Raw genomic sequence first — 21945 nt, forward strand, 5'->3', positions numbered from 1 at the left:
ACCGGAAGCGACCGTCCTGACCGACGAAGAGCCGACGAGGGGTCAGCGGGGAGCGGACGGGAAGGCGGGGCCGGGCCCGGGGATCCGGGGCCCGGCCGACGCCGTCAGGCGCGCGCCAGCAGTGCCTCCAAGGCCTCCGACGTGGCCGGATGGTGCGTCATGAGAGCGACGCCCGACGGGGACGGACCAGCCGTCACCACCCAGTCACCGTCACAGCCCAGCAGCTCCGCCACCGCGTCGCACGCCGCCGGGTGGGCGGACAGCAGCGCCGCGCCCGACGGGGCCGGGGCACCGGGTTCCGCCCACCCCTCCGCACAGCCCAGCAGCCCCGCCACCGCGTCGCAGGTCGCCGGATGGGCCGGAAGCAGCGCGGCGCCCCGGGGGCCCCGGCTCCCGGACTCCGCCCGCCGGCCGCCGAACGGGTCCGCCTGCGGGGCCCGCCACGGCGGCACCCACGCGTCCAGGGCCTCCAGCCGGCCCGGGAAGATCCGCCCGGCCTCGCGGACCATCAGCGGGGCGAGGTCCGCGGCGCCGGAGCGCAGGGTGGTGATCAGGAGCGGGAGCCACGGCAGCAGCACCGCGTCCGGCAGCCGGCCGAAGGCGTTCGACACCGCCTCCACGACCACGTCCGCCAGCCCCGGCACGGGCTCCAGCGCGTGCACGAAGCCGCTGAGGTAGCGCGGGTAGGCGGGCACCACCAGCGGGTTGTCCAGCAGCGCGGCGCACCGGGCCCGCAGCTCGGCCCGGGACAGCGTGCCGAGCTGCACCTGCGCCGCCCACAGCAGCGCCGTCCTCGACGGGTCGTCGGGGTGCGACTGGGCGACCGCGAGCTCCAGCTGGGTCCGGTCGCAGCCCAGCGACAGCGCGAGGCTCTCCATGGAGAACAGGAAGCCGAGCATCGCCGCGACCTGCCCCACCGTCGCGTCCTCGTCCCGGAACGCCGTCGGCAGCAGCGTGCAGTAGTGGGCGTAACCGGTCTTGGCGAAGGACTCGATCCACTGCGGCAGCACCGGCTCGCTGGTGCGGTAGTGGGCCAGCAGTCTCCGCACCCGGCGCAGCACCTCCGGCGCGCCGTCGACGCTGCGCTCGGCGGCGAGCACCTTCAGCGCGTGCGTGCCGAGCTCGTCGGCGAGGCGGCGGCTGCCCAGGTACAGGGTCGCGTCCTCGACCGCGGCGAGTACGGTCGCCGCGGTCGCCTGCGGTCCGTACGCCTCGCGCCGCAGCCGCTGCTCCAGCACCTGCTCGAGGCTGACGCCCTCGTAGCCCAGCTCGATCAGGGCCCGCTGGTGGGTGCCGAGCGCCAGGTCCCACGACTCCTGGATCGACCGCTCGCCGAGCCGCCGCTCGCCCATGATCGGCCGGGCCGCGCCGTGCGGCATCAGCCGCCGCAGCATCCACAGGACGTCGGAGCACGCCCGCAGCTCCGGCCGCGAGGCCATGTCCAGCAGGGCCCGCTGCACGCCGCGCTGCTGCAGCTTCAGCTCCAGCGGCGCGAGCCGGTCGTACACGTCGCGCGCGAGCGGCGGCAGCGCCTCGTAGCCCACCCGGCCGATCCGGTCGCCGCCCATCATGATCTCGACGAGCCGCCGCACGTCCCGCCGCCCGGGCACGCTGTCCTTCTCGATGCAGGTGACCGCCGCGTCCTGGAAGTCGTACGGCGTGGGCTTGGCCCGGTCCCGCATCCCGGCGAGCAGGATCGACGTCTCGAAGACCGCGATGGCGTCGGCGGTGGAGGCGAGGTAGCCGTTGCGCCGGGCCGCGCGCACGATCTCCACCGACCAGCCGAGCAGTTCGGCCTCGTCCAGGGCGTCGAGGACGGGCGGCCGGCGCAGGAACCCGGACAGCCGGTCCGAGGACGGGGGCTCCTGCGGGGGGACCGCCGCCCGCGCGCCCCGGACCCTCTTCGCCGCGGACTTCCTCGCTCCCGCCTGGCCCGCCAGCCGGTACGGCTGGACACGGGTGCGCTCGAGCGCCTTCTGCCACTCCGCCGAGGCGATCGACACCGAACCGGCGGCGAGGCCGAACTGCGCCTCGATCGCCGCGTGGCTGGACGGGATCAGCCCGTACTGCCAGGTGGTGGCGGTGCGCGGGGAGATGGTGAACGTGCCGGTGCCGCCGTGCACGCCGAACTCCTCCACCCGGCTGGCCGCGTGGAACGCGCCGCAGACGTACAGGCAGTCCTCCGGGTCCGTGCCGGTCGCCGCCAGGTGCTCGCGCATCCGGGTCCACATGTACCGCTCGCGGTCCTCGTCCACCCGGACCCGGGCGCCGTCGCCGGGGGCGAGCCGCCGGAACAGACTGCCGATGAGGAACATGACCTGGCGGTAGGTGTCGTGGTCGCTGTCGCCGAGCGGCACCTCGACGTACTGGTGCCACCACTCCGACCAGTGCCGCACCCTGCCGTGGCGCAGCAGGTGCTCCTCCAGTTCGGCGAAGCGCGGCCGCAGGTCGCCGATCTCGACGCCGACGGCCTCACCGTGCAGTGCGGCCTCCGCCTCGGGCGTCTCGCCCCCGCCGTCCTCCGCCGCGGGCTCCGCCGTCCGCTCGCCCCGGCTGTCCCACTGGAAGACGTGGTCCGACGACCGGTCGACCAGGACCAGTTCGACCCCCGGGGTGTCGAGCGCGTAGGCGATCGCCTGGTACTCGGCGGACGCCTCGGTGATCGGCGCGACGACCGACAGCGGCGCCCACTCGGCGGGGAAGCCGTCGACGTCCCCGGCGAACGCCTGCACCGCCACCGGCAGCCGGCAGTTGCGCAGCTCGGTCAGGAGCGGCGCCATGTCCTCGCACAGCTCCAGGTAGACGACCTTGGGCTGCTTCTCGCGCAGCCGGCGGGCCATGGCGAGCGCCGAGGCGGGGGAGTGGTGGCAGACGGGGAAGATCTCCAGCGGTTCGCGCACCGCGCGGTCGACGTCGTCGACCATGCCGAGGAGGATGCTCTCCAGGGCGTCGGGGCCGCCCGCGAACGTGGCCGCCGCCTCCTGCAGCTGCCCGCGCAGCGCGGTGAACGTGCTCTCGTGGGATCCGCTCACTTCGCTCGTCCCGCTCACGACAGGGTGGCGATCGCGTCGCGGCCGCCCTCGAGGAACTCGGGCCAGGAGCCGCCCTCCTCCTTGCTGCGGGGCTCGACGACGCCGTGCAGGTACTTGTTGAGGATGGCCAGGTCCTCGGGCTCGCGGCGGGTGAGGGAGCCGACGAGCGAGGAGGCGAGGGTGCGGGCGGTGAGGGTGCGCTCGCCGAAGAAGTTGCTGTGCAGGACGGCGTCCTCCAGCACGCCGATCTGCTCGGCCGTCGACAGCGCGGACTCCAGCTTCTCGTCGTCGCTGCCGGCCGCCGCGGCGGACGCGCGCAGGTCCGCGAAGCTCTGCAGCAGCACGTCCAGCAGCGTCGGCGGCACGTCCAGGTCGATCGAGTGCCGGCGCAGCAGCTCCTCGGTGCGGAAGCGGACGATCTCCGCCTCGCTCTTCTTGTTCGTCACGACCGGGATGCGGACGAAGTTGAAGCGGCGCTTGAGCGCGGAGGACAGGTCGTTGACGCCCCGGTCGCGGCTGTTGGCCGTGGCGATGATCGAGAAGCCGGGCTTGGCGAAGACGATGTTGGCGTCACCGCCGCCGCTCTCCAGCTCGGGGACGGAGATGTACTTCTCGGACAGGATCGAGATCAGCGCGTCCTGGACGTCGCTCGTGGAACGGGTCAGCTCCTCGAAGCGGCCGATGGCGCCGGCCTCCATCGCGGTCATGATCGGCGAGGGGATCATCGACTCCCGCGACTGGCCCTTGGCGATGACCATGGACACGTTCCAGGAGTACTTGACGTGGTCCTCGGTGGTGCCGGCCGTGCCCTGCACCACCAGCGTGGAGTTGCGGCAGATCGCCGCGGACAGCAGCTCGGCCAGCCAGCTCTTGCCCGTGCCGGGGTCACCGATGAGCAGCAGACCGCGGTCGGAGGCGAGGGTGACGATCGACCGCTCCACGAAGCTGCGGTCGCCGAACCACTTCTGCGACACCTCCCGGTCCAGGCCGTCGGCACGCTCGGAGCCGAGGACGAACAGGCGGACCATCTTCGGGGACAGCCGCCACGAGAACGGCTTGGGGCTGTCGTCGATCGACTCCAGCCAGTCGAGCTCCTCGGCGTACTTGATCTCGGCGGGGGCGCGCAGCAGGTCGGACATGAGGGGAAGGCCTTTCCGTACGGTGTTGATCACGGCGAGGACGCGCTCGGTGATCAGGTGAGGAACGTCTTGAGCTCGTGCACGAGCTTCTTGATGTGGCCGGAGATCACCGGCGTGCCGAGGTCCTTGAACCGCTCCCGGAACCACGGGTTGACGCTGCCGCGCCCGGAGCTGGTCACCGAACCCACCGGGATGAACTTCGCCCCCGAACGGTGGACGGCGGCCATGCTCTCGAACAGCTCGTCGGTGCGCCATTCGTAGAAGTCGGAGATCCACACCACGACGGTGTTGCGCGGCTCGGCGATCTTCGGCTGGGCGAGCGCCATGGCGACGGTGCCGTCGGTGCCGCCGCCGAGCTTGGTCCGCAGCAGCGTCTCGAACGGGTCGTGCGCCCAGGGCGTGAGGTCCAGCGCCTGCGTGTCGTAGGCGATCAGGTGGACGTCCACCTTCGGCAGGCCGGCGAAGACGGACGCCAGGATGGTGCAGTTGACCATCGAGTCGACCATCGAGCCCGACTGGTCCACGACCACGATCAGTCGCTGGGGCGTCGTCTTTCGGCTGGTGTGCCGGTAGTAGAGGCGGTCGACGTAGAGCCGCTCCTCCTCCGGGTCCCAGTTGGTGAGGTTCTTCCAGACGGTGCGGTCCAGGTCGAGGTTGCGGTAGACGCGCTTGGGCGGGACGGACCGGTCGAGCTCGCCGACCGTGGCCTTCTCCACCTGGGTGCGCAGCACCTCGGTGACCTCGTCGACGTAACGCCGGATCAGCGCCTTGGCGTTGGCGAGGGCGACGCCGGAGAGGTTGTCCTTGTCGCGCAGCAACTGCTCGATCAGCGACATGCTCGGCGTCAGCCGGGAGGCCAGCGCCGGATCGGCCAGCACCTCGCGCAGACGCATGCGCCGGACGAGACCGGCCTCGATGGAGCCCAGCTCCGGCCCGATCCCGGGGATCAGGCGGCCGAGGTCGGGCGCGGGCCCGCCGTGACCGGTGCCGGTCGGGCTGACGCCCCCTCCGGCTCCCCGGGGACGCCCGCCGCGCAGCTCGCCGGGGCGGCAGCCCAGCGCCCGCTCCAGCTGGCCCGCGTCGGACTGCCAGCGCGCCAGCTGCTCGGCGGTGACGGCACCGGAGCCGGACGCGAAGACGTTCAGCAGCACCTTCGACGCGAGCGCCGCGCGCCGCACCTCGGCGGCCCGGTCACGCACACCGTCCTCGTCCGGCTCGGGCGTCATCAGCCCGTCGAACTCGGCGGCCAGCTCCGGGTGCCGCTGCACCACGGAGTCGACGGACGCCTGCGGGTCGAGCAGCGCGGCCGGCAGACCGATGTCCTCGACCACGGCGAGGCTCGCCGACTCCAGGCCGGCCTGCTCCTCGGGGTCGAAGAGCCGGGCCAGCAGGCGCCAGTACAGCACCTGTCGCCGGTTCTCGTCCGGATCGGGCGCGGGGGTTCCCGCGATGGTCGGCCCGCTCATTTCCGCAGCAGCTTTCCGGCGCGTTCGCGCAGTACTCCCACGGCGTCGGTGGCGGCCTTCTCGGCGCGCACGCCGGCCTTGTCCGTCGTACCGCCGGCCCAGGCCCCGGCGTGCACGGCGACGGTCTTCCCGCGCACCGTCCGCTCCACGGCGAGCGGCTGGACCAGGAACTCCCCGGCGTCCCAGCGGAGCAGTCCGACACACGCACCGGACGAGGCGACGGCCTCGGGGGTGAGCGGACCGGCGACCGGAACGCGGTCGGTGTCGACGGCGAGGCGCTGCCCGGCGACCAGGAACGCCGGCCCGTCCTCGTCCTCCTCCACGCCGTACCCCTCCAGCAGGACGGGCACGGCGATCCGGGCCGGATGCCGGTCGAGCGGAGCGGTCGCGAAGGCGGAGGCGGCGGGCAGCGCCACCCGCGCGGTGGCGAAGACCTCGGCGGGCTCGCCCGTGCGGGCCCGTGCGTCGTCCCACACCAGATCGCCCTCAGCGGTGACGGGCATCGCGTCGAGGTCCACGGCGCGCCCCTCGCTCACGGCGCCCAGCAGGGACAGGTGCGGCCGGAGCAGCTGCCACAGCCCCGCCCCGACGACGGTGTCGGGCTTCGGCGCGGACACCGAGGCCCGCACCAGTCTCGGCGTGCCGCCGTCCGCGGGTTCGAGCACCGCGTGCACCTGCGCCTGTACGGCGGTGGCGTGCTCCTGGACGTCGACACCGAGGGGCAGCAGACGCCCGGTCGCCTCGCCGACCACCGGGGCGGAGGCCGCGCCGGGCAGGGTCAGCAGCACGGCGCGCGACCACAGGTCGGCCCACCGTCGCACGGGAACGTCCTTCAGGGTCGCGCCGGGGCAGCAGGCGGCGAGTTCGGCGGCGAAGCCGTCGAGCAGCGTGGCCGGGCGGCGCAGCCCCGGTTCCGGCAGCATCGCGGACACGACGGGTGCGGCCCCGGCGACCAGTTCGTGGTCGATGCCGTGCCACCCGGCCCGCGCCAGGTCGCACAGCCAGCTCCGGGCGGCGGCATGCAGATTGGCCGCGTGGTCCGTCCCGTCGGCCGCAGCGGTGCCGCTCTCCTCGGCATCCGGCCGTCCGACGGCCTCCTCGACCCGCGCGACGAGCGCGTCGTGCACGGAACCGAGCAGCGCGGTGCGCGCGGCGGCGAGCGCCGTGAAGTGGTCCTCGCCGGCCGCCCCCGCGGCCGCCTTCTCCGCGGCCTCGGCGACCCGTCCGGCCAGCGGCGACCCGGCGACGGCCTCGGCGAGCCCGGCCAGCCCGACGGCCTGCGCGGGCTGCGGACGGAGCAGGCCGTCCACGAGGACCCCGTCGAACCCGTCCACGGCCGCGAGGGCCTCGTCGAGTCCGTCGACGGGGTCGTTCAGCAGGTCGGCACGCATCACGCCACCGCCCTCGTCGTCGGGAACCACTGCATCTCGGGCAACGGAGCGGTCGTCGGCGCGAACTCGAGGTAGGCCAGGTGCCGCAGGAACCGGCTGAACACCTGGGCCGCCGCCGAACCGTCGCTGTTCACGGGCCGCGTGGCGGCCATCGCGTGGGAGACGTCGTCCCCGTCGGGTGCCTCCCCGCCGACCTCGACCTTCAGGTAGCGGGTCACCCGCTCGACGCCGTACTGCAGCACGGCCTCGGAGGCGAGCGCCCGTATGTGGTTGCAGAACCGTCCCCGCGCACCGCCGCAGGGCCGGTTGTTGTTGGTGCTGCACGCGAACGCGTACGACCCCGCCTCGACGGACGACACGTACACCCGCCCGATGTCCGACCCGCTGGACACGACACCCTGCAACCGCCCGTCGGTCAACTCGACGAACGGCACCTTGGCGAGCTTCCGCGGTCGCGCGGACGGCACCACCCGCGCCGTGCTCGACTTCTCCCTGACCGACAACACACCACTCCCATGCAGGCGAAGGGGGACGTCCACGCCACTCCGGCGGAACGTGATCGAACCTATCGGCGGCCACTGACAACGCCGCCGGCGCGGGAGGACGGTCGTGGGGGCGGGCTCCGGGACGGCGGGCCCCGGGGGAGGGCGGGACGCGTCGCCACCTGCCGCTGACGCGTGTCGGGCAGCGGGCGCCGGTCACCTTCGCCGTCGCCCGCGTCCCGGGGCCCCGCGCCCTCGTGACGTGGCGGTCCGACGGGCGAGGACGCTGCCCGGCGGGGGCTGCTGCGGCGGGGGAGGGGACGGGCTCGGCGGCGTGCGGAACGGCGGGCCCCCGAGCGGCAGGGGGGACACGGCCGGCACGGTCCTCGCGGCCCGGGCGGCGGCGACACCGGCCGACGTCGTCCGGCCGGAGGGGGCGAGCCGGTCGGGCGGACGATCCGGCGCGGGGCCGGAGGGGGCGAGCCGGACGGGGTCAGGAGGGCGCGGGAGCGGTGCGGCCGCCCGTGGCAACGCCGGCATGCAGTACACCGACGCGCTCACCGAGACGCCCGACGGGTTCGAGGCCACCTTCGCCGTCAACGTGCTCGCCCACCACCTGTTCGTCCGCCTGCTCCAGGACCGCTTCACCGCTCCCGCCCGGATCGTGATCACCGTCAGCGACACGCACTTCGGTGACTTCCGGCACAACATGGGCATGGTGCCCGGCCCCGTCTGGCGGTCCCCCGACGTCCTCGCCCGCACGGGCGCCTTCCCCGAGCCGCACACCGCGGCCGCCGGCCGCACCGCGTACTCGACGAGCAAGCTGGCCGCCGTCCACCTCGTCCACGAGTACGCGCGCCGGCTGCCGGCGGGGATCGACGCCGTCGCCTACAACCCGGGCTTCGTGCCCGGCACCGGCCTCGCCCGCAACGCGGGCCCCGTCGCCCGGTTCGCGATGCGGCGCGTCCTGCCGGTGCTGACCCTCACCCCGTTCGCCACCGGCCGCGAGGCCGCGGGCCGCCGGCTCGCCGACGTCGTCCTCGGCACCCTCCGGGCGCCGACCGGCTCCTACGTGGACCGCGACCGGGTGGACCGCTCGTCGGAGGAGTCCTACGACGAGCGGCGCGAAGGCGAGCTCTGGGAGGCCGCCGAACGGTTCACCGCCGCGTACACGGCCGGGACGGACGTGGTCCCGGACGGCGGAACGGTCCCGGACGGCGGAACGGTCCCGGACGCCGGGACGAGCCGGCTCGCCCCGGCGGATCGGGCGGCGACCGGACGGCCCGGCGGGCAGCGGTGAGACGCCTCCCCTGACGACCGCGACGACCCGCGCACCCCGCGGGAGCGCCGACGGCGCCGGGCACGGGCACCGTGGGCGCGCTCGGCACGGGCGCCCCCTCGCACCGGGCGGCGCCCGACGGTGCGAGTAACCTCCGATCATGGCCGACAGCTACGAACTCCAGCTCGCGCTCGACCTGCCGGGCTCCCTCACGCCCGACGAACTCGCCTTGCTGCGATGGCACTTGGCGGAGGAAGGCGGTCGGCAGGACGAGGGGTACGAATGTCCCCTGTGGGACGGCCGGGGGCCGGCCCGGCGCATCGGGGGCCTTCAGGTGGCGGAGTTGCGCCAGGCCCACGGGGAGTGGTCGCTGACCGTGCGGCAGGAAGCGCATCCCGACGGGTTCCACGATCTGCGCAGGATCGTGCAGTGGCTCGGTGAGCGGACGACGACCCCGGGCCCCATCGGGTACCTCCGCTTCTACGAGTCGCATGTGCCCGACATGTTCATCGCCCGGTCCGGGACGGTGAGTTGCGCCTTCCTGCAGGTGGAGGAGGTCGTCGAGGTGGCGTCCGAGGAGTTCCCCTACACCTGACCCGCACCTGGCCGTGACGGTGATCCTCCCCCACGCCTTGACGCGATCCGGAACCGGTCGGTAGTTGTGCATGGTGCGTCGGTCGGCTGCCCACAGCCGTGCCGGAACGAGGCGGGAAGGGGGAGGGAGGGCGCATGGCCGTACCCGGTCCTCGGCCCGTCCGCGACGCGCCCCCGGGACACGCACCGACGGACCACGGTCGCATCCCCCCACCCCTCCTTCCGGACGGTGCCGATGAAGAAGAGACTGTGCGGTGCGGGCGTCGCCCTCGGCGTCCTCGTCACCATGGGCGTGCCGTCGGCGCAGGCGGCGCCCCCGGACCCGCGGCCAGGCCGGTCCGCACTGCCCCTGGGCCCCTCCGACCTGACCGAGACCCGTACCACGACGACCCTGCAGCCGGGCGTCACCCTCACCCGCATCGTGCGCGGTGGCGAGGACCCGGCCCTCCGCTGGACGGTCGAGGTCGCCGTCCCCGGCGGCGACACCTCCCCCGACCCCGACGCGCCGCCGACCGCCCTGAAGGACGAGGCGAGCGCGGACGAACTGGCCGCCGCACTCGAGCGGGACGGTTTCCGGGCCCGGGTCGAGGAGGTGACGACACCGCAGACGGCCGACTACGCCGGAGGCACGCTCGGATGGCGGGTCCGCGTCGGAGCGTTCGGCTCGCAGTCCGCCGCGGCATCCGAACGAACCCGGCTGAGGGCGGCCGGGTACACGGGGACCGCCGTGTACACCGGCTGGGACGGCGATCCCACGGCCAGGGGCCCCTGGCGCGTCGACGTGCTCACCGTCGACCCGCGCCGGTTCCGCGGGAGCCTCCAGGCGTCGTACGGCCCGGACCTGGAGAACCGGGAGACCACCAGCGCCCTGTCGGACGCCGCGGGCGCGACCGCGGCGGTCAACGCCGGCTTCTTCGTCCTCGACCCCCGGGCGGGCGCCCCGGGGGACCCGGCCGGCGTGGGCGTGTACGACGGACGCCTGCTGAGCGAGCCGGTGAGCGGGCGCCCCGGCCTGGTGATCCACGACAACGGCCGGCGGACGGAGGTCACCCGGTTCACCTGGCGGGGACGGGTCATCGGCCGGGACACCTCGCTGAGCCTGAGCGGCGTCAACCGGGTACCGGGTCTGATCAGGAACTGCGGCGGCGGACCGGGCGACCTCCCGACCTCCTCGCCCCTGCACGACGTGACCTGCACCAACGCCGACGAACTCGTCGCCTTCACACCCGACTACGGCCGACGCACGCCGCAGGGCGAGGGACTCGAAGCCGTGCTGGACGCCCGTGACCGCGTCGTCGAGCTGCGCTCACCACGCGGCGGACCCCTCCCGCCCGGCGGCGGCTCGGTCCAGGCGACCGGCCGGCGCGTCGCCGAGCTGACCGGTCTCGCGCACGTCGGCGCCCCCCTGCGCGTCGGGACGACCCTGCGGGACCGGCAGGGACGCCGGGTCTCCCCCTCACCCGGGACCGACATCCTGAACGCCGGCCCCGAACTGGTCCGCGACGGACGGCTCCACGTCACTCCCGCCACCGACGGCATGGTGCACCCGGACGACCCGAGCTTCTACTACGGCTGGGTCCACAAGCGCAACCCGCGCACGCTGGCCGGGGTGGACGCGGCCGGCCGCACCGTGCTCGTCACCGCCGACGGACGCAGCACCGACGCACTCGGGCTCAGCATCGTCGAGAGCGCCGGGATCGCCCGGGCACTCGGACTGCGCGACGCGGTCAACCTCGACGGCGGCGGCTCGACCACCATGGTGGTCGACGGCGACGTCGTCAACGACCCGTCCGACGCCGCCGGTGAACGCCCCGTGGGGGACGCCTTGTTGGTCCTGCCCCGCACGAACCGACCCAGCCCGGCCGAACCGTCCACGCAGTGACGGACCGCACCGCAGGGAGCCGCCGTGTCCGCGACCGCCGTTCCGACCTTCCTCCGATCCCGTGTCCTCCTCGTCCTCGCCGCAGCACTCCTCGCCCTCGCCCCGACCGCGCCGGCACTCGCCGCCCCGCCCGGGGCACCTCCGGCGGCCACCGCCGCGGGGGAGACGGCCGACGCCTCCCGTTCGCCGAAGCCGCGCGGAGCCGAGGTCGTCGCGGTCACCCGGGTCGCGGACCGGCAGGTCGACCTGTCGGTGCGATCGACGGCCCTGGGCGGCCGGACGGTCAAGGTCCGCCTCCTCACCCCCGACGGCTGGAACCCCGACGACCGGCGCCGGCACTGGCCGACCCTCTGGCTCCTGCACGGTTGCTGCGGGGACTACACCTCGTGGACCGCCAGGACCGACGTCGCGGAGACCGACGGCCTGCGCGACGTCCTCGTCGTGATGCCCGAGGCCGGCTGGAACGGCTGGTACAGCGACTGGTGGAACCACGGCCGGGGCGGCGACCCCGCGTGGGAGACCTTCCACACCGTGGAACTGCGGCACCTCCTGGAGCGCGACTGGGGAGCCGGCCGCGACCGCGTCGTGGCCGGCCTGTCCATGGGGGGCCAGGGCGCCCTGCTCTACGCCGCCCGGCACCCCGGGATGTTCAAGGCGGCCGCCGCCTACTCCGGCTCGGCCCACCCGCTGCTGAACGACGAGTCGGTCGACCGCATCATGGGCTTCTTCGCCGGCCAGGGCGACGACCCCCTGCGCGTCTGGGGCGACCCGGTCGCCCAGCGCCGCATCTGGCGGGCGCACGACCCGTTCCACCTGGCCGGACGGCTCAAGTCGGTGCCCGTGTACCTGTCCTGCGGTGACGGCACCACCGGCCCCCTGGACCCGCCGGGCGGCACGAGCGCCCTCGAGGCCGACTTCAACCGGCAGAACCACGCCCTCGCCGCCGAGTTGAAGCGCGTGGGCGCGAAGCACCTGACCACCCACTTCTACGGCCCGGGAACCCACGGCTGGGCGTACTGGGAGCGTGAGCTGCACGCCTCCCTGCCGATGCTGCTCGGCGCCCTGCGGACCGACGGCTGAACCCCGCCCCTCCCGGGGGCGGGCCGGTGCCCGGTCCCGGCAGCGGGAACACGACACCTGCGCCGCCTACGCCCGGGTGTGCGTCAGCCCGGTGCCGGGCGGCTGGGCCCCCGTCCTCGGCCGGTCCTCCACCGCACCGGGGCGGTTTCCCCGACACCGCCCACGCCGTCGCCGCGCCCGCCGTCACCTGACGGCCCGGGGGCGTTCCACGGGCGCCGGGACCGCGGGCGACCCGAAGTCCTCACACATCGTTGACGTCGTCAACGTCCGTCCTTCGTTGATGCCGGACGCCGCGCTGTGTACGGTAGGCGGTATGCCACAGACCCCGGCCACTCCGACGAACCCGTTGGTAACCGGTTCCGAGATCGCCCGCATCGCGGGCGTCACCCGCGCCGCCGTGTCGAACTGGAGGCGGCGGTACGACGACTTCCCGGCGCCGGCCGGCGGCGGGGCCAACAGCCCCCTGTTCGACCTGGCCGAGGTCCAGGCGTGGCTGGACAAGCAGCACAAGGGGCAGGACGTCACCGAAGAGGTCCACCTGTGGCAGGTGCTGCGCGGGACCTACGGCGACGACATCCTCGGCGGGCTCGCGGACGTCGCGCAGACCCTCGCCGCGCCCGGGGACGAGAAGCCGTCGGCGCTGCCCGACCGAGCGGTCCAGCTGGCCCGCCGGATGGCGGAGGAACGTTCTGCCGCCGACGTGGTGAACGGCCTGGCCGAGCGGTTCACGGAGTCCGTGCGGCGCGCCGGATCCGAGCAGGTGACCTCGCCCCGCGTGGTCCGCGCCGTCCGCCACGGCGCCGGTGACGTGGCGGCCGACGCGGTGCTGTTCGATCCCGCCTGCGGCATCGGCACCCTCCTGCTCGCCGTCGGCGCCGCACGGGACGCCAGGCGGTACGGCCAGGAGGTGGACGCCCGCAGCGCACGGTTCGCGCAGCGGAGGGCCGAACTCGCGGAGCCGGCCCACATGGAGGTCAGGCAGGGCGACTCCCTGCGCGCCGACCGGTGGCCGGACCTCAAGGCCGACCTCGTCGTCTGCGACCCGCCGGTCAGCGACACCGACTGGGGGCGGGAGGACCTGCTCCTCGACCCGCGCTGGGAACTCGGCACCCCCTCCCGCGCCGAGGGCGAGCTCGCCTGGCTGCAGCACGCCTACGCGCACACCGCGCCCGGCGGCCGGGTCGTCATGGTGATGCCCGCCTCCGTCGCCTACCGCAAGGCCGGCCGCCGCATCCGCGCCGAACTCGTCCGCCGCGGCATCCTGACCCAGGTCACCGCGCTGGCCCCGGGCACGGCCGCCGCGCACGCCCTCCCCGTCCACCTGTGGCACCTGCGGCGACCGCGGACACCGGACGACGTCGCCACCACCGTGCGCATGGTGGACCTGACGGCCAACGACCCGGACGGCCCCCTGGAGCCGCGCCCCGAGCAGGTCACCGACGTCGCCCAGATCGACCTGCTGGACGATCTGGTGGACCTCACCCCGGGCCGCCACGTCACGGAGTCCCACCGCGACTACGTCGCCGAGTACGACGCACTGCACCGCGAACTGGCCGAGCAGGTGCGGCGCCTGGGCGAACTGCTGCCCGCCCTGGTCGCCGGCGAGGGACCCGGTGCCCTGGACGGGGCCAGTATCAGCGTCGCCGACCTGATCAGGGCCGGACTGGTCGAGCACGCGGACCCGGAACCGGTCTCGGTCAGCGACCAGCTCGACACGGACTTCCTCCAGGGCTTCCTGCACAGCGCCGCCAACAGCCGCCGCTCCACCACCGCCAGCGGCACCTTCCGCTTCGACGGCAAGGGCGCCCGCATCCCCCAGATGGACATCGCCGCACAGCGCCGCTACGGGGCCGCGTTCCACGCGCTGAGGGAGTTCGAGGAGCGGTCGCGGAGGGTGGCCGAGCTCAGCAGGCAGATCGCCGCACTGGCCCGGGACGGACTGAGCAACGGCGCCCTGAAGCCCGGCGACTGACGGGACAGGACGCTCGCGCGGCACATCGCGTGCCGCCGGCGTGCCTACCGAAGCGGCCAGTTCTCGAAAATGCGTGCGCACGATTCCCGGGGGCCTGGCATCATGGGGCGCCGCACGTCGTGCGGATGTACGGGTCGAGTGCCCTGACCGAGGGGGAAGCCGTGGCGGACTGGATCTACGTCCTCAATCCGCACAGGGACACGCTGGACGGGGAGCCGTCCGACAGGGAGACGATGTGCCGACTGGCGGAGGAGGAGCCGGAACTGGAGCTCTGGCTCAGCCGCCGCAACCGCATGCGGCCGGGCGACCGCCTCTGGTTCTTCTTCACCCAGCCGGAGCCGGCGGTCGCCGCGGTGGCCGAGGTCGACGAGGAGCCCCGGGAGGAGCCCGAGGACCCCGACGTCCCGTTCCTGGTGGCCGTGACCCTGCTGACCGAGGCGACGAAGGCCCTGCACCGCGACCCGGTGGGCCGTGAGGAACTGGGACCGGGGCAGGTGCGGTCGGTGCAGAAGGTGAAACCGGAGGCCCTGCCGGTGCTGCTGGAGCGGGCGGGTCTCTGACCCCCGCTGCCGCGCCCGTACGACGAGGTCGCCGGCGCCTCCCCCTGGGAACCGGCGCCCGCCCGAGCCGCGACGCGGCTCCACGACGCCCCCGGCCGGGACCGGTCGGAACCCCGAAGGCGCCCCGCCGGGTACTCTCCCCGGAAACCCGGTCATGCCCGAAGGAGAGAGGCACGTTCCCTTGCCCCACGAGAAGGACCACCAGAGAGATCTCTTCGCACGGCAGTCCCGGGTACGCGGAATGATGCTCGGCCTGGCGCTCGGGGACACCCTCGGAGGGGCCCGGGGCGCGCTGCCGGCCGACGGTCCGCTGCGGGCCGGCGTCAGCACACAACTGGCCTGCTTCACCGCCGAGGGCATCATCCGCGCGCAGGTGCGCGGCCACCACAAAGGCATCTGCTACGCACCGGGAGTGGTCCTGCACGCCTACTCCCGGTGGGCCTTCCTCCAGGGCATCGAGACGGAGAGGATGCGACGCCGCTGGAACTCCCACGGCGGCGCGGGATGGCCGGACGGCTGGCTGGCGGGCGTGCCCGCGCTGGCCGAGCGGCGCGGCAGCGCACCGGCGACGGTGGCGGCCCTGTCCCGGATCGAGGAGGGCGAGGAGCGGATGGCCACCCCGAGCCGGGGCTGCCACGCCCTGACCCGGAGCCTTCCGGTCGCGGTCACCGGAAGCGGAGGCATCGCCCAGGCCGGCGCGCTCGCCGCGCTCACCCACGGCGACCCGTCCGCACAGAGCGCCACCGTCCACGCGGCCGTGCTGGCCCACCACTGTCTGACCCACCCCGCCCCGGAGCGCGGACCGTCCTCCCCGTCCGGCGGGACGGTCCGGGAGGCGCTGAACGCGGGTGTCGCCGCCCTCCCGGCCGAGGACCGACGCCTCACCGAGCACGAGCACGGCCGTCTCACGGCGGCTCTCCGGCACGCGGCCGACGAACCGGCGGACGCGGAGAGCCTGGCACGGCTCGCCCCGGACGCCACCGCGCCCTCGGCCCTGCTCGGCGGCCTCTACGCGGCGGCCTCCTTTCCCGGGCGCGCCGACTTCCGGGCCGCGCTCGAGTTCGCGGCGCACGCCCCGGACGGCGACTCCGTCGCCTGTGTGACCGGCGCGCTGCTCGGCGCCGTGCACGGGGTCGAGGCCCTGCCCGTCGACCTGGTCGGCCGTCACGAACTGGCGTGGGTCCTGGACACCCTGGCCCGCGACCTGGTGCTGGAACTGGACGACTCGCCCAGCGGCGGCGAGTACGTCCCGGGGTGGGACCCGCACTGGTGGCCGCGCTACCCCGGCTGGTGAGCCCCGACGGCCCGGCCCCGACGGGACACCCGCCCGGCGTCCCGTCGGGTCCGGGCACCCCGCACACTTCCCGGGCGGCCGCGTCCCGGCCGGTCCTCAGCACCGGCTCGCGCCCCTGACCGCCCGGTCCCGCCGGAGGCAGTACACGGCGGCCGGTACGCCGCGCGCGGCGAGGGTCCCGGCGAGCGCGAGCAGGTCGGGTCCGTCCGGGTCGAGGTACTCGGTGATCCGGTCCCACGCCACGTCCCGGACGGGCGGGGCGACGGCCGCGGCGGACGGCTCCGCGACGGGCGGGACCTGCGGCGGGGACGCGGCGGTCCCGGCCGGCACGGGCGTGCCGGCGGCGGTCGCGGGGGTTGCGCCGACGCCGGTCGAATCCCCGGCCGATCCGGTCGCGCGGTACGACGGGACGCGGGCGCCGGCGATGCCCGCGTATCCGAAGTTCCGTACGAATGAGCCGTGGTGAGTGATGCGTGGTGGTTTGCGGCCCGGTGGTGACGGTGTCTGCGCCGCACGGCGCCCGGGCCGCCCGTGCGTCCCCGGCCGTCACTCGGCCTTCCTGAACACGGCCGACATCCCGTCGCCCGTGTCACGGGCCAGCCGTCCCGGCGCCTCCGGTGAGATCAGGCCGACCCGGGTGGCCAGCTCGCGGCCGTGAACGTCGACGGCGGCCTCGATGAGGCCCGCGAGTGCGTCCAGGGCGGTGCGGGCGCGCGACCGGGCGACGACCGCGCAGCCGACGGCGGCCGGCGCGACCGGCCACCACCAGCAGGCGAGCAGGGCGTAGCCGACGGCCCAGGCGGCGAGGCGGGCGGCGGCACTGAAGGAGTCGTGGGCCGACTGGAGCTGGCGCACGGCGGGTTCGGGGAGGATCAGCCACAGCCGCGGCCAGAGGACGGCGAGGTCCACCCCGTAGGCGGCCTCGACGCGGTCGGCCGTCGCCTGCATGCGGTCGCCGTACCAGGTGGGGCGGACCGGTTCGCGCAGCGCGATACGGTCGCGGGCCTCGGTGAGGGCCTGGATCCGTGCCAGAGTGCTGCTCGGGATCATCACCGCGCCGTCGGGCCCCACGCCCGCGTGGTGGGCGAGGCCGATGGCTTCGCCGAGCTTCGCGTCCCGCTGCCGCCACCGGCGGGCCCGGCGTGCGGTCCTGGCGCGCGAGAACGGGTCCCGGCCGAAGCGCAGCCAGCACCGCTCGATCGCGCCGCCGAGGAACTGCGCGGCGAGTGAGGCCGCGGTCGCGGTGAGCAGGACGAGGGCGACCAGGAGCGCGGCGGTGCCGGTGCGGTCCAGGGCGGGGCGGGCGGCGAGGTCGTCCAGGGTGGTGCGCAGCCGGTCGACGTCGTGCCAGTGGCGGTGGCCCAGGACGCCGCCGACGGCAGTGGCGGCGAGGAACAGGGCGCCGGGGAGGACCAGCAGGTTCAGCCAGCGTTCGGTGAGCTTGCCGCCCAGGGTGGCGAGGAGGGGGTTCACGGGGACGGGGTCACCGCGCGGAGCCCAGCCGGCCCTTGCGCATGCGGGTGCCGTTGACGGCGCAGTACGGGGCGGGGAGCAGGTCGCGGGCCCGTTCGATGCGGGGGCAGGGGGTCGGTCCGGGGCATACCGCCACCTTGATGTGGGCCGTGATGCCGGGAGCCGTTCCGCCCCGGGATTCGCTGACCAGTCCGCGTGCGTCCCCGTTCCGGCGCAACGCCGTGTCCAGGGCGCGGTAGCAGGACGCGAGCTCGTCGGCGTCCGCACCCGACCGCAGCAGGTCGCGCGCACGCTCGGCCGCCTCCCGGACCCCGGGCTGCCGCAGGTCCTCCGGCGAGCCGAGCAGGGCGCACAGCGCCGCTGCCGCCCTGTGGTCGGGCCGGGGTGGGTGGGGGGAGGCGGTCATGGTCCAAGTATGCAGCAGTGGGGCAGAGTTGAGCATGGGTTCACGCACCGCCGGAGACGGCGGCGGGGGAGGGGAGCACCGGGGTGAGGTATGACCGGGACTGGTTCCTGCAGGCGATGCGCGCACGCCTCGACCGGGCCGGGACGGCGGACGGAGGTGTGGCCGCGGACGTGGTGTTCGGCCCCGACGCGGACACCGAACTCGGGGGACTGCTGAGGACCGCCGACGCGAGGACCGACATGGAGGCCCGGCACGCGGCCGGCTGGCTCTGCGCCGCCCGTGCGGCGGCCGACCAGGGGGACCGCGGCGCCGTCCACGGGGCCATGGCCGGGACGCTGTTCTTCCCGGTGTGGGTCGCCGATCCGCAGTCGGTGCCGGCGGAGTTGGCGGCGGGCTACGCATCGGCCGATCCCGCCGCACGCCCCGATCCGGCGGGCGCGGACGGCCCCGCCGAGTGGTCGGCCCTGTGCGCCGCGGCGGTGATCGCGGCGGAGGGACGGCAGCACAACCCGCCGCCGGACGCCTCCGAGGACGTCCTCCGGCTCCACGGGACGGCCGCGATGGTCGCCGCGACGACCCCCTCCCGTGAGGCCCGGCTCGCCAGCGCGATCGGATGCGGCAGCCTCGCCCTCCTCGCGACCTGGGAATACGAACCCTGGTTCGCGGACCGGCTCGAGGAAGTGTCCCGTGCCGTGACCCTCGCCGGGACGACCTGGCCGTTCGGGGACCTGGCGGACGGGGATCCGGTCCGGTTCGTCCACGGTGCCGTCAAGCGCGCCCCGGCCGGCTCCCCCGCACGGCTCCTCGCCCTGGACGGTCTGGGCCGCCGGCTCCTGGATCGCCACCTGAAGTCGCTCGATGCCGAGGACCTGCACGAGGCGGTCGGCATCGCCCGTGACGTGGTGGCCCAGCTGCCGTCCGGACACCCGCACCTGACCCGTGCCCTCGGCGCGTTGGGGCGGTCCCTGCTCCTCCTGCGGCAGGCGGAGGGGGCGACGGCGCGGGAGTGCGACGAAGTGGTGGACCTGTGCCGGCGGGGCTTCGCCGACCACCTGGAGGGGCCTGCACCGGCGGGCCACGACCTGGGCATGGCGCTCCTCCTGAGGGCGCAGCACACCGGCCGGGTGGAGGACCTGGACGAGGCGGTCCGGGTGCTGGCCGAGGCGCTCGGGGCAGCACGGGCACCGGGGGAGGAGGCAGCCCTGCGGAACGCCCTGGGCAACGCCCTGCGCTTCCGCTCCGTCGTGACAGGGGCCTCGGCCGACCTGGACGCGGCGCTCGACCTCACCCACCCCGCCGCCGCGTCCGCGGCGGCGACGGGCGTCCCGCAGTCCCCGTTCCTCGCGCCCGCGTTGGCCCTGTACAACCGCTACTCACGGGATCCGGGGGCGAACGGAGGGGACCTGGACGAGGCGCTGCGCCGCCTCCGGGAGGCCGAGGAGCTCCTGCCGCCGGGCCACCCGGACCGTCCCGCGGCGCTCAACTACCTGGGCCTGGTACTGGTCGCCCGCCACCAGCGCTCGGGAGGCACGGAAGAGCTGAACGACGCCGTGGCGGCCCACCGGGAGGCGGTGGCGCTCACCCCCGAAGGGCACGGGTTGCTCGGAGTGCGGCTGCTCAACCTCGGTGCGGCGCTGGGCCTGCGCCACCTGCTGACCGGGGACGGCGAGGACCTGCGGGAGGCCCGGGAGTGCCGGCACCGGGCCGCCGCGCTGCCCGGCCTCGGCCGCGCCCACCACGCCGCGCTGCTGAGCTCGACGGGGATCAGCCTGATGACGGGCCTGGAGCGCGCCGCCGATCCGGACGCCCAGCTCGACCAGGTCGTGGAGCTCTTCAGGGAGGCCCTGGCCCTGACCCCGGAGGGCGACCCCCAGCTGCCCCGCCGGCGGCACCGCCTCGCCGTCGCCCTGCTGACCCGCGGCCGGCGGACGCCGCGGGCCGGCCTGGCCCGTGAGGCGCGCGAGCTGGCCGACGCGGTGGTCGCGGCGCTGCCCGCGAACTCGCCCGACCTGCCGGGCGCCCTCGTGGTGGCCGCGGCCGCGAGGATGGCGAACCCGCGCACCCTGCTGTCACCGGCCGCCCGGCGCGAGGTGGTCGCGCTGCACCGCCGGGCGGCCGAGGCCACTCCGCCCGGCCATCCCAAGCGCACGTTCCGCCTGGCCGCCCTCGGCGGCGTCCTGTACGACCTGGCCCTGGACCGGCGTCGCCGTCGGGCCGGTCTGGCCGAGGCCGCCGAGGTCTTCCGGGAAGCGGCCCTGGAACGGCAGTGCGCGCCCTCCGAGCGGCTGGACGCGGCACGGGCCTGGGGCGACGTCCGGGCGGAACTGGGCGACTGGGACCGCGCACTGGAGGGATACGTGGTGGCGGTCGACCTGCTGCACTCCGTGGCACCCCGCCAGCTCGTCCGCGACGACCAGGAGTTCCTGCTGAGCCGCACCGTCGGCCTGGGCGCCGCCGCCGCTGCCTGCGCGGTGCGCTGCGGCCGTCCCGGACTCGCGGTCGGTCTGCTGGAACAGGCCAGGGGCGTGATCCTCTCCCACGCCTTCGACGCCGACAGCGACCTGACCCGGCTCCGGGAGTCCGCCCCCGACCTCGCCGCCCGCTTCGAGGAGCTCCGGGACGCCCTCGACACGGCGACCGGCGGCGGGGAGCTGCCGGAAGAGGGACCGGCCGGCCCCGAAGCCCGCGCCGATCTGCGGCAGCGACTGGCCGCCGAGTGGCGGGACCTCACCGCCCGGATCCGCGCCGAGCATCCCGAACTGGGCCTGCTGCGTCCGGTGCGGGACTGGGACGAACGCGAGCTGCGCGCGACGGCCGCGGCGGGCCCGGTGGTCCTGGTCAACGTCTCCCCGCACGGCAGCGACGCCCTGGTCGTCACCGAGCACTCCGTCGACGCCGTGCCGCTCCCGGGCCTCGACCCGCGGACGACGGCGACGCGCCGGCAGGCCTTCGAGGACGCGCTGGTCCGCATCGAGACGCCCGGAACCTCCCGCAAGCAGGCGCAGCGCGCCCAGCAGGAGGTACGGGAGACCCTCGCCTGGCTGTGGCAGGCGGTCACCGGCCCGGTCCTCGACCGCCTCCCCGCGGCGACCCGCGTGTGGTGGTCGCCCGGCGGCCTGCTGGGCACGCTGCCCCTGCACGCGGCGGCCCCCGCCGACGGCGCCCCCGGCGCCCTGGACCGGGTGGTCTCCTCGTACACGCCGACACTGCGGGCCCTGCACCACGCCCGTCGGCGCGCCGCCCGCCCGGCGGGCACCGGAACCCTCGTCGTCAGCGTCGCGCAGGCCGCCGGACAGGCCCCGCTCCCGGGCGCACGCCGCGAGGCCGAGCACCTGGCCCGCCTGCTCCCCGGTGCCGCACTGCTGGCGGACACCTCCGCCACCCGCTCCGCGGTCGTCTCCGCCCTGCACCGCCACGCCCACGCGCATTTCGCCTGTCACGCCCTGGGCGACCTGGAGCACCCCTCCGGCAGCCGGCTCGTCCTGCACGACCACGCCGAACGCCCGCTGACCGTCCGCGACCTGGCCCGGCTCCGGCTGCCGTCGGTCCGGCTCGCCTACCTCTCCGCCTGCGCCACCCTGCGCACCAGCCCCGAGCTCGCCGACGAGGCCGTCCACATCGTCAGCGCCTTCCAGATGGCGGGCTTCCCCCACGTGGTCGGCTCGCTGTGGCACGTCGACGACGTGATCGGGGCCGAGGTCGCGCTCAGCGTGTACGAGGACCTGAACACGGGCGACGGCACGCTCGACGTCGCCCGCACGGCAGAGGCCCTGCACCGGGCCGTGCGCACCCTGCGCGACACGTATCCGCGGACCCCGAGCCTGTGGGCCTGCCAGGTGCACGCGGGTCCCTGAGGGCTTGGCCGGGGCATCCATCCGTGAGGTGTCCGGCCGCG

General features: G+C 75.2%; 16 protein-coding genes. 8 read left to right on the top strand and 8 right to left on the bottom strand.

Annotated elements, in window-relative coordinates; translation table 11 throughout:
- Positions 1–104: 104 nt before the first annotated feature.
- From FHS37_RS28720 to FHS37_RS28740, 5 genes are read right to left on the bottom strand one after another with little or no spacing between them, the layout of a single operon-like run.
- Positions 105–3032, bottom strand: a complete 2928-nt coding sequence (locus tag FHS37_RS28720) for a DUF5682 family protein (protein ID WP_375372324.1) — start codon at positions 3030–3032, stop codon at positions 105–107.
- A gap of 14 nt (positions 3033–3046) precedes the next feature.
- Positions 3047–4171, bottom strand: a complete 1125-nt coding sequence (locus FHS37_RS28725; protein ID WP_184826485.1) for an ATP-binding protein — start codon at positions 4169–4171, stop codon at positions 3047–3049.
- A 53-nt stretch (positions 4172–4224) separates the two neighbouring features.
- Positions 4225–5637 carry a vWA domain-containing protein gene (locus FHS37_RS28730; protein ID WP_184826487.1) on the bottom strand — a complete coding sequence of 471 codons (1413 nt, stop codon included), beginning with the start codon at positions 5635–5637 and terminating at the stop codon, positions 4225–4227.
- Positions 5634–7058: a hypothetical protein gene (locus FHS37_RS28735; protein ID WP_229890173.1), complete on the bottom strand. Its 1425-nt coding sequence runs from the start codon at positions 7056–7058 to the stop codon at positions 5634–5636. Before FHS37_RS28735 ends, FHS37_RS28730 begins: the two co-directional genes overlap by 4 nt.
- Positions 7028–7531 (bottom strand): hypothetical protein, encoded by a 504-nt coding sequence (locus FHS37_RS28740; RefSeq protein WP_184826489.1) that lies wholly within the window; start codon positions 7529–7531, stop codon positions 7028–7030. The genes FHS37_RS28735 and FHS37_RS28740 overlap by 31 nt, the downstream gene beginning before the upstream one ends.
- Positions 7532–8048: 517 nt before the next feature.
- Between FHS37_RS28740 and FHS37_RS28745 the strand changes: the two genes are divergently transcribed.
- From FHS37_RS28745 to FHS37_RS28775, 7 genes are all read left to right on the top strand, one after another.
- Entirely contained in the window at positions 8049–8810 is a 762-nt protein-coding gene (locus tag FHS37_RS28745) for a Rossmann-fold NAD(P)-binding domain-containing protein (RefSeq protein WP_221500443.1), read from the top strand.
- Between the two features lie 139 nt (positions 8811–8949).
- Complete coding sequence (locus FHS37_RS28750; protein WP_184826491.1) at positions 8950–9384, top strand: hypothetical protein; 435 nt, start codon at positions 8950–8952, stop codon at positions 9382–9384.
- A gap of 234 nt (positions 9385–9618) precedes the next feature.
- On the top strand, positions 9619–11265 hold the full coding sequence (locus FHS37_RS28755; protein ID WP_184826493.1) for a phosphodiester glycosidase family protein: 1647 nt from the start codon (positions 9619–9621) through the stop codon (positions 11263–11265).
- A 24-nt stretch (positions 11266–11289) separates the two neighbouring features.
- Positions 11290–12345: an alpha/beta hydrolase gene (locus FHS37_RS28760; protein WP_184826494.1), complete on the top strand. Its 1056-nt coding sequence runs from the start codon at positions 11290–11292 to the stop codon at positions 12343–12345.
- 313 nt (positions 12346–12658) lie between these two features.
- Complete coding sequence (locus FHS37_RS28765) at positions 12659–14317, top strand: N-6 DNA methylase (protein WP_229890174.1); 1659 nt, start codon at positions 12659–12661, stop codon at positions 14315–14317.
- A 161-nt stretch (positions 14318–14478) separates the two neighbouring features.
- A complete protein-coding gene (locus tag FHS37_RS28770) occupies positions 14479–14877 on the top strand; it encodes an EVE domain-containing protein (protein ID WP_184826498.1) in 399 nt (132 codons plus the stop codon).
- A gap of 181 nt (positions 14878–15058) precedes the next feature.
- Entirely contained in the window at positions 15059–16171 is a 1113-nt protein-coding gene (locus FHS37_RS28775; protein ID WP_229890175.1) for an ADP-ribosylglycohydrolase family protein, read from the top strand.
- Between the two features lie 96 nt (positions 16172–16267).
- Here the strand turns inward: FHS37_RS28775 and FHS37_RS28780 are convergent, their stop codons facing one another.
- The 3 genes from FHS37_RS28780 to FHS37_RS28790 form a co-directional block, all read right to left on the bottom strand.
- Entirely contained in the window at positions 16268–16501 is a 234-nt protein-coding gene (locus tag FHS37_RS28780; protein ID WP_184826502.1) for a hypothetical protein, read from the bottom strand.
- Between the two features lie 216 nt (positions 16502–16717).
- On the bottom strand, positions 16718–17644 hold the full coding sequence (locus tag FHS37_RS28785; protein WP_184826504.1) for a hypothetical protein: 927 nt from the start codon (positions 17642–17644) through the stop codon (positions 16718–16720).
- 10 nt (positions 17645–17654) lie between these two features.
- A complete protein-coding gene (locus FHS37_RS28790; protein WP_184826506.1) occupies positions 17655–18050 on the bottom strand; it encodes a hypothetical protein in 396 nt (131 codons plus the stop codon).
- Positions 18051–18133: 83 nt separating this feature from the next.
- On the opposite strand from FHS37_RS28790, the gene FHS37_RS28795 reads away from it, so the two are divergent.
- Complete coding sequence (locus FHS37_RS28795) at positions 18134–21904, top strand: CHAT domain-containing tetratricopeptide repeat protein (protein WP_184826508.1); 3771 nt, start codon at positions 18134–18136, stop codon at positions 21902–21904.
- Positions 21905–21945: the final 41 nt, after the last annotated feature.

The sequence above is a fragment of the Streptomyces griseomycini genome (assembly GCF_014203535.1).
In the GTDB taxonomy this organism is placed as follows: Bacteria; Actinomycetota; Actinomycetes; order Streptomycetales; family Streptomycetaceae; genus Streptomyces; species Streptomyces griseomycini.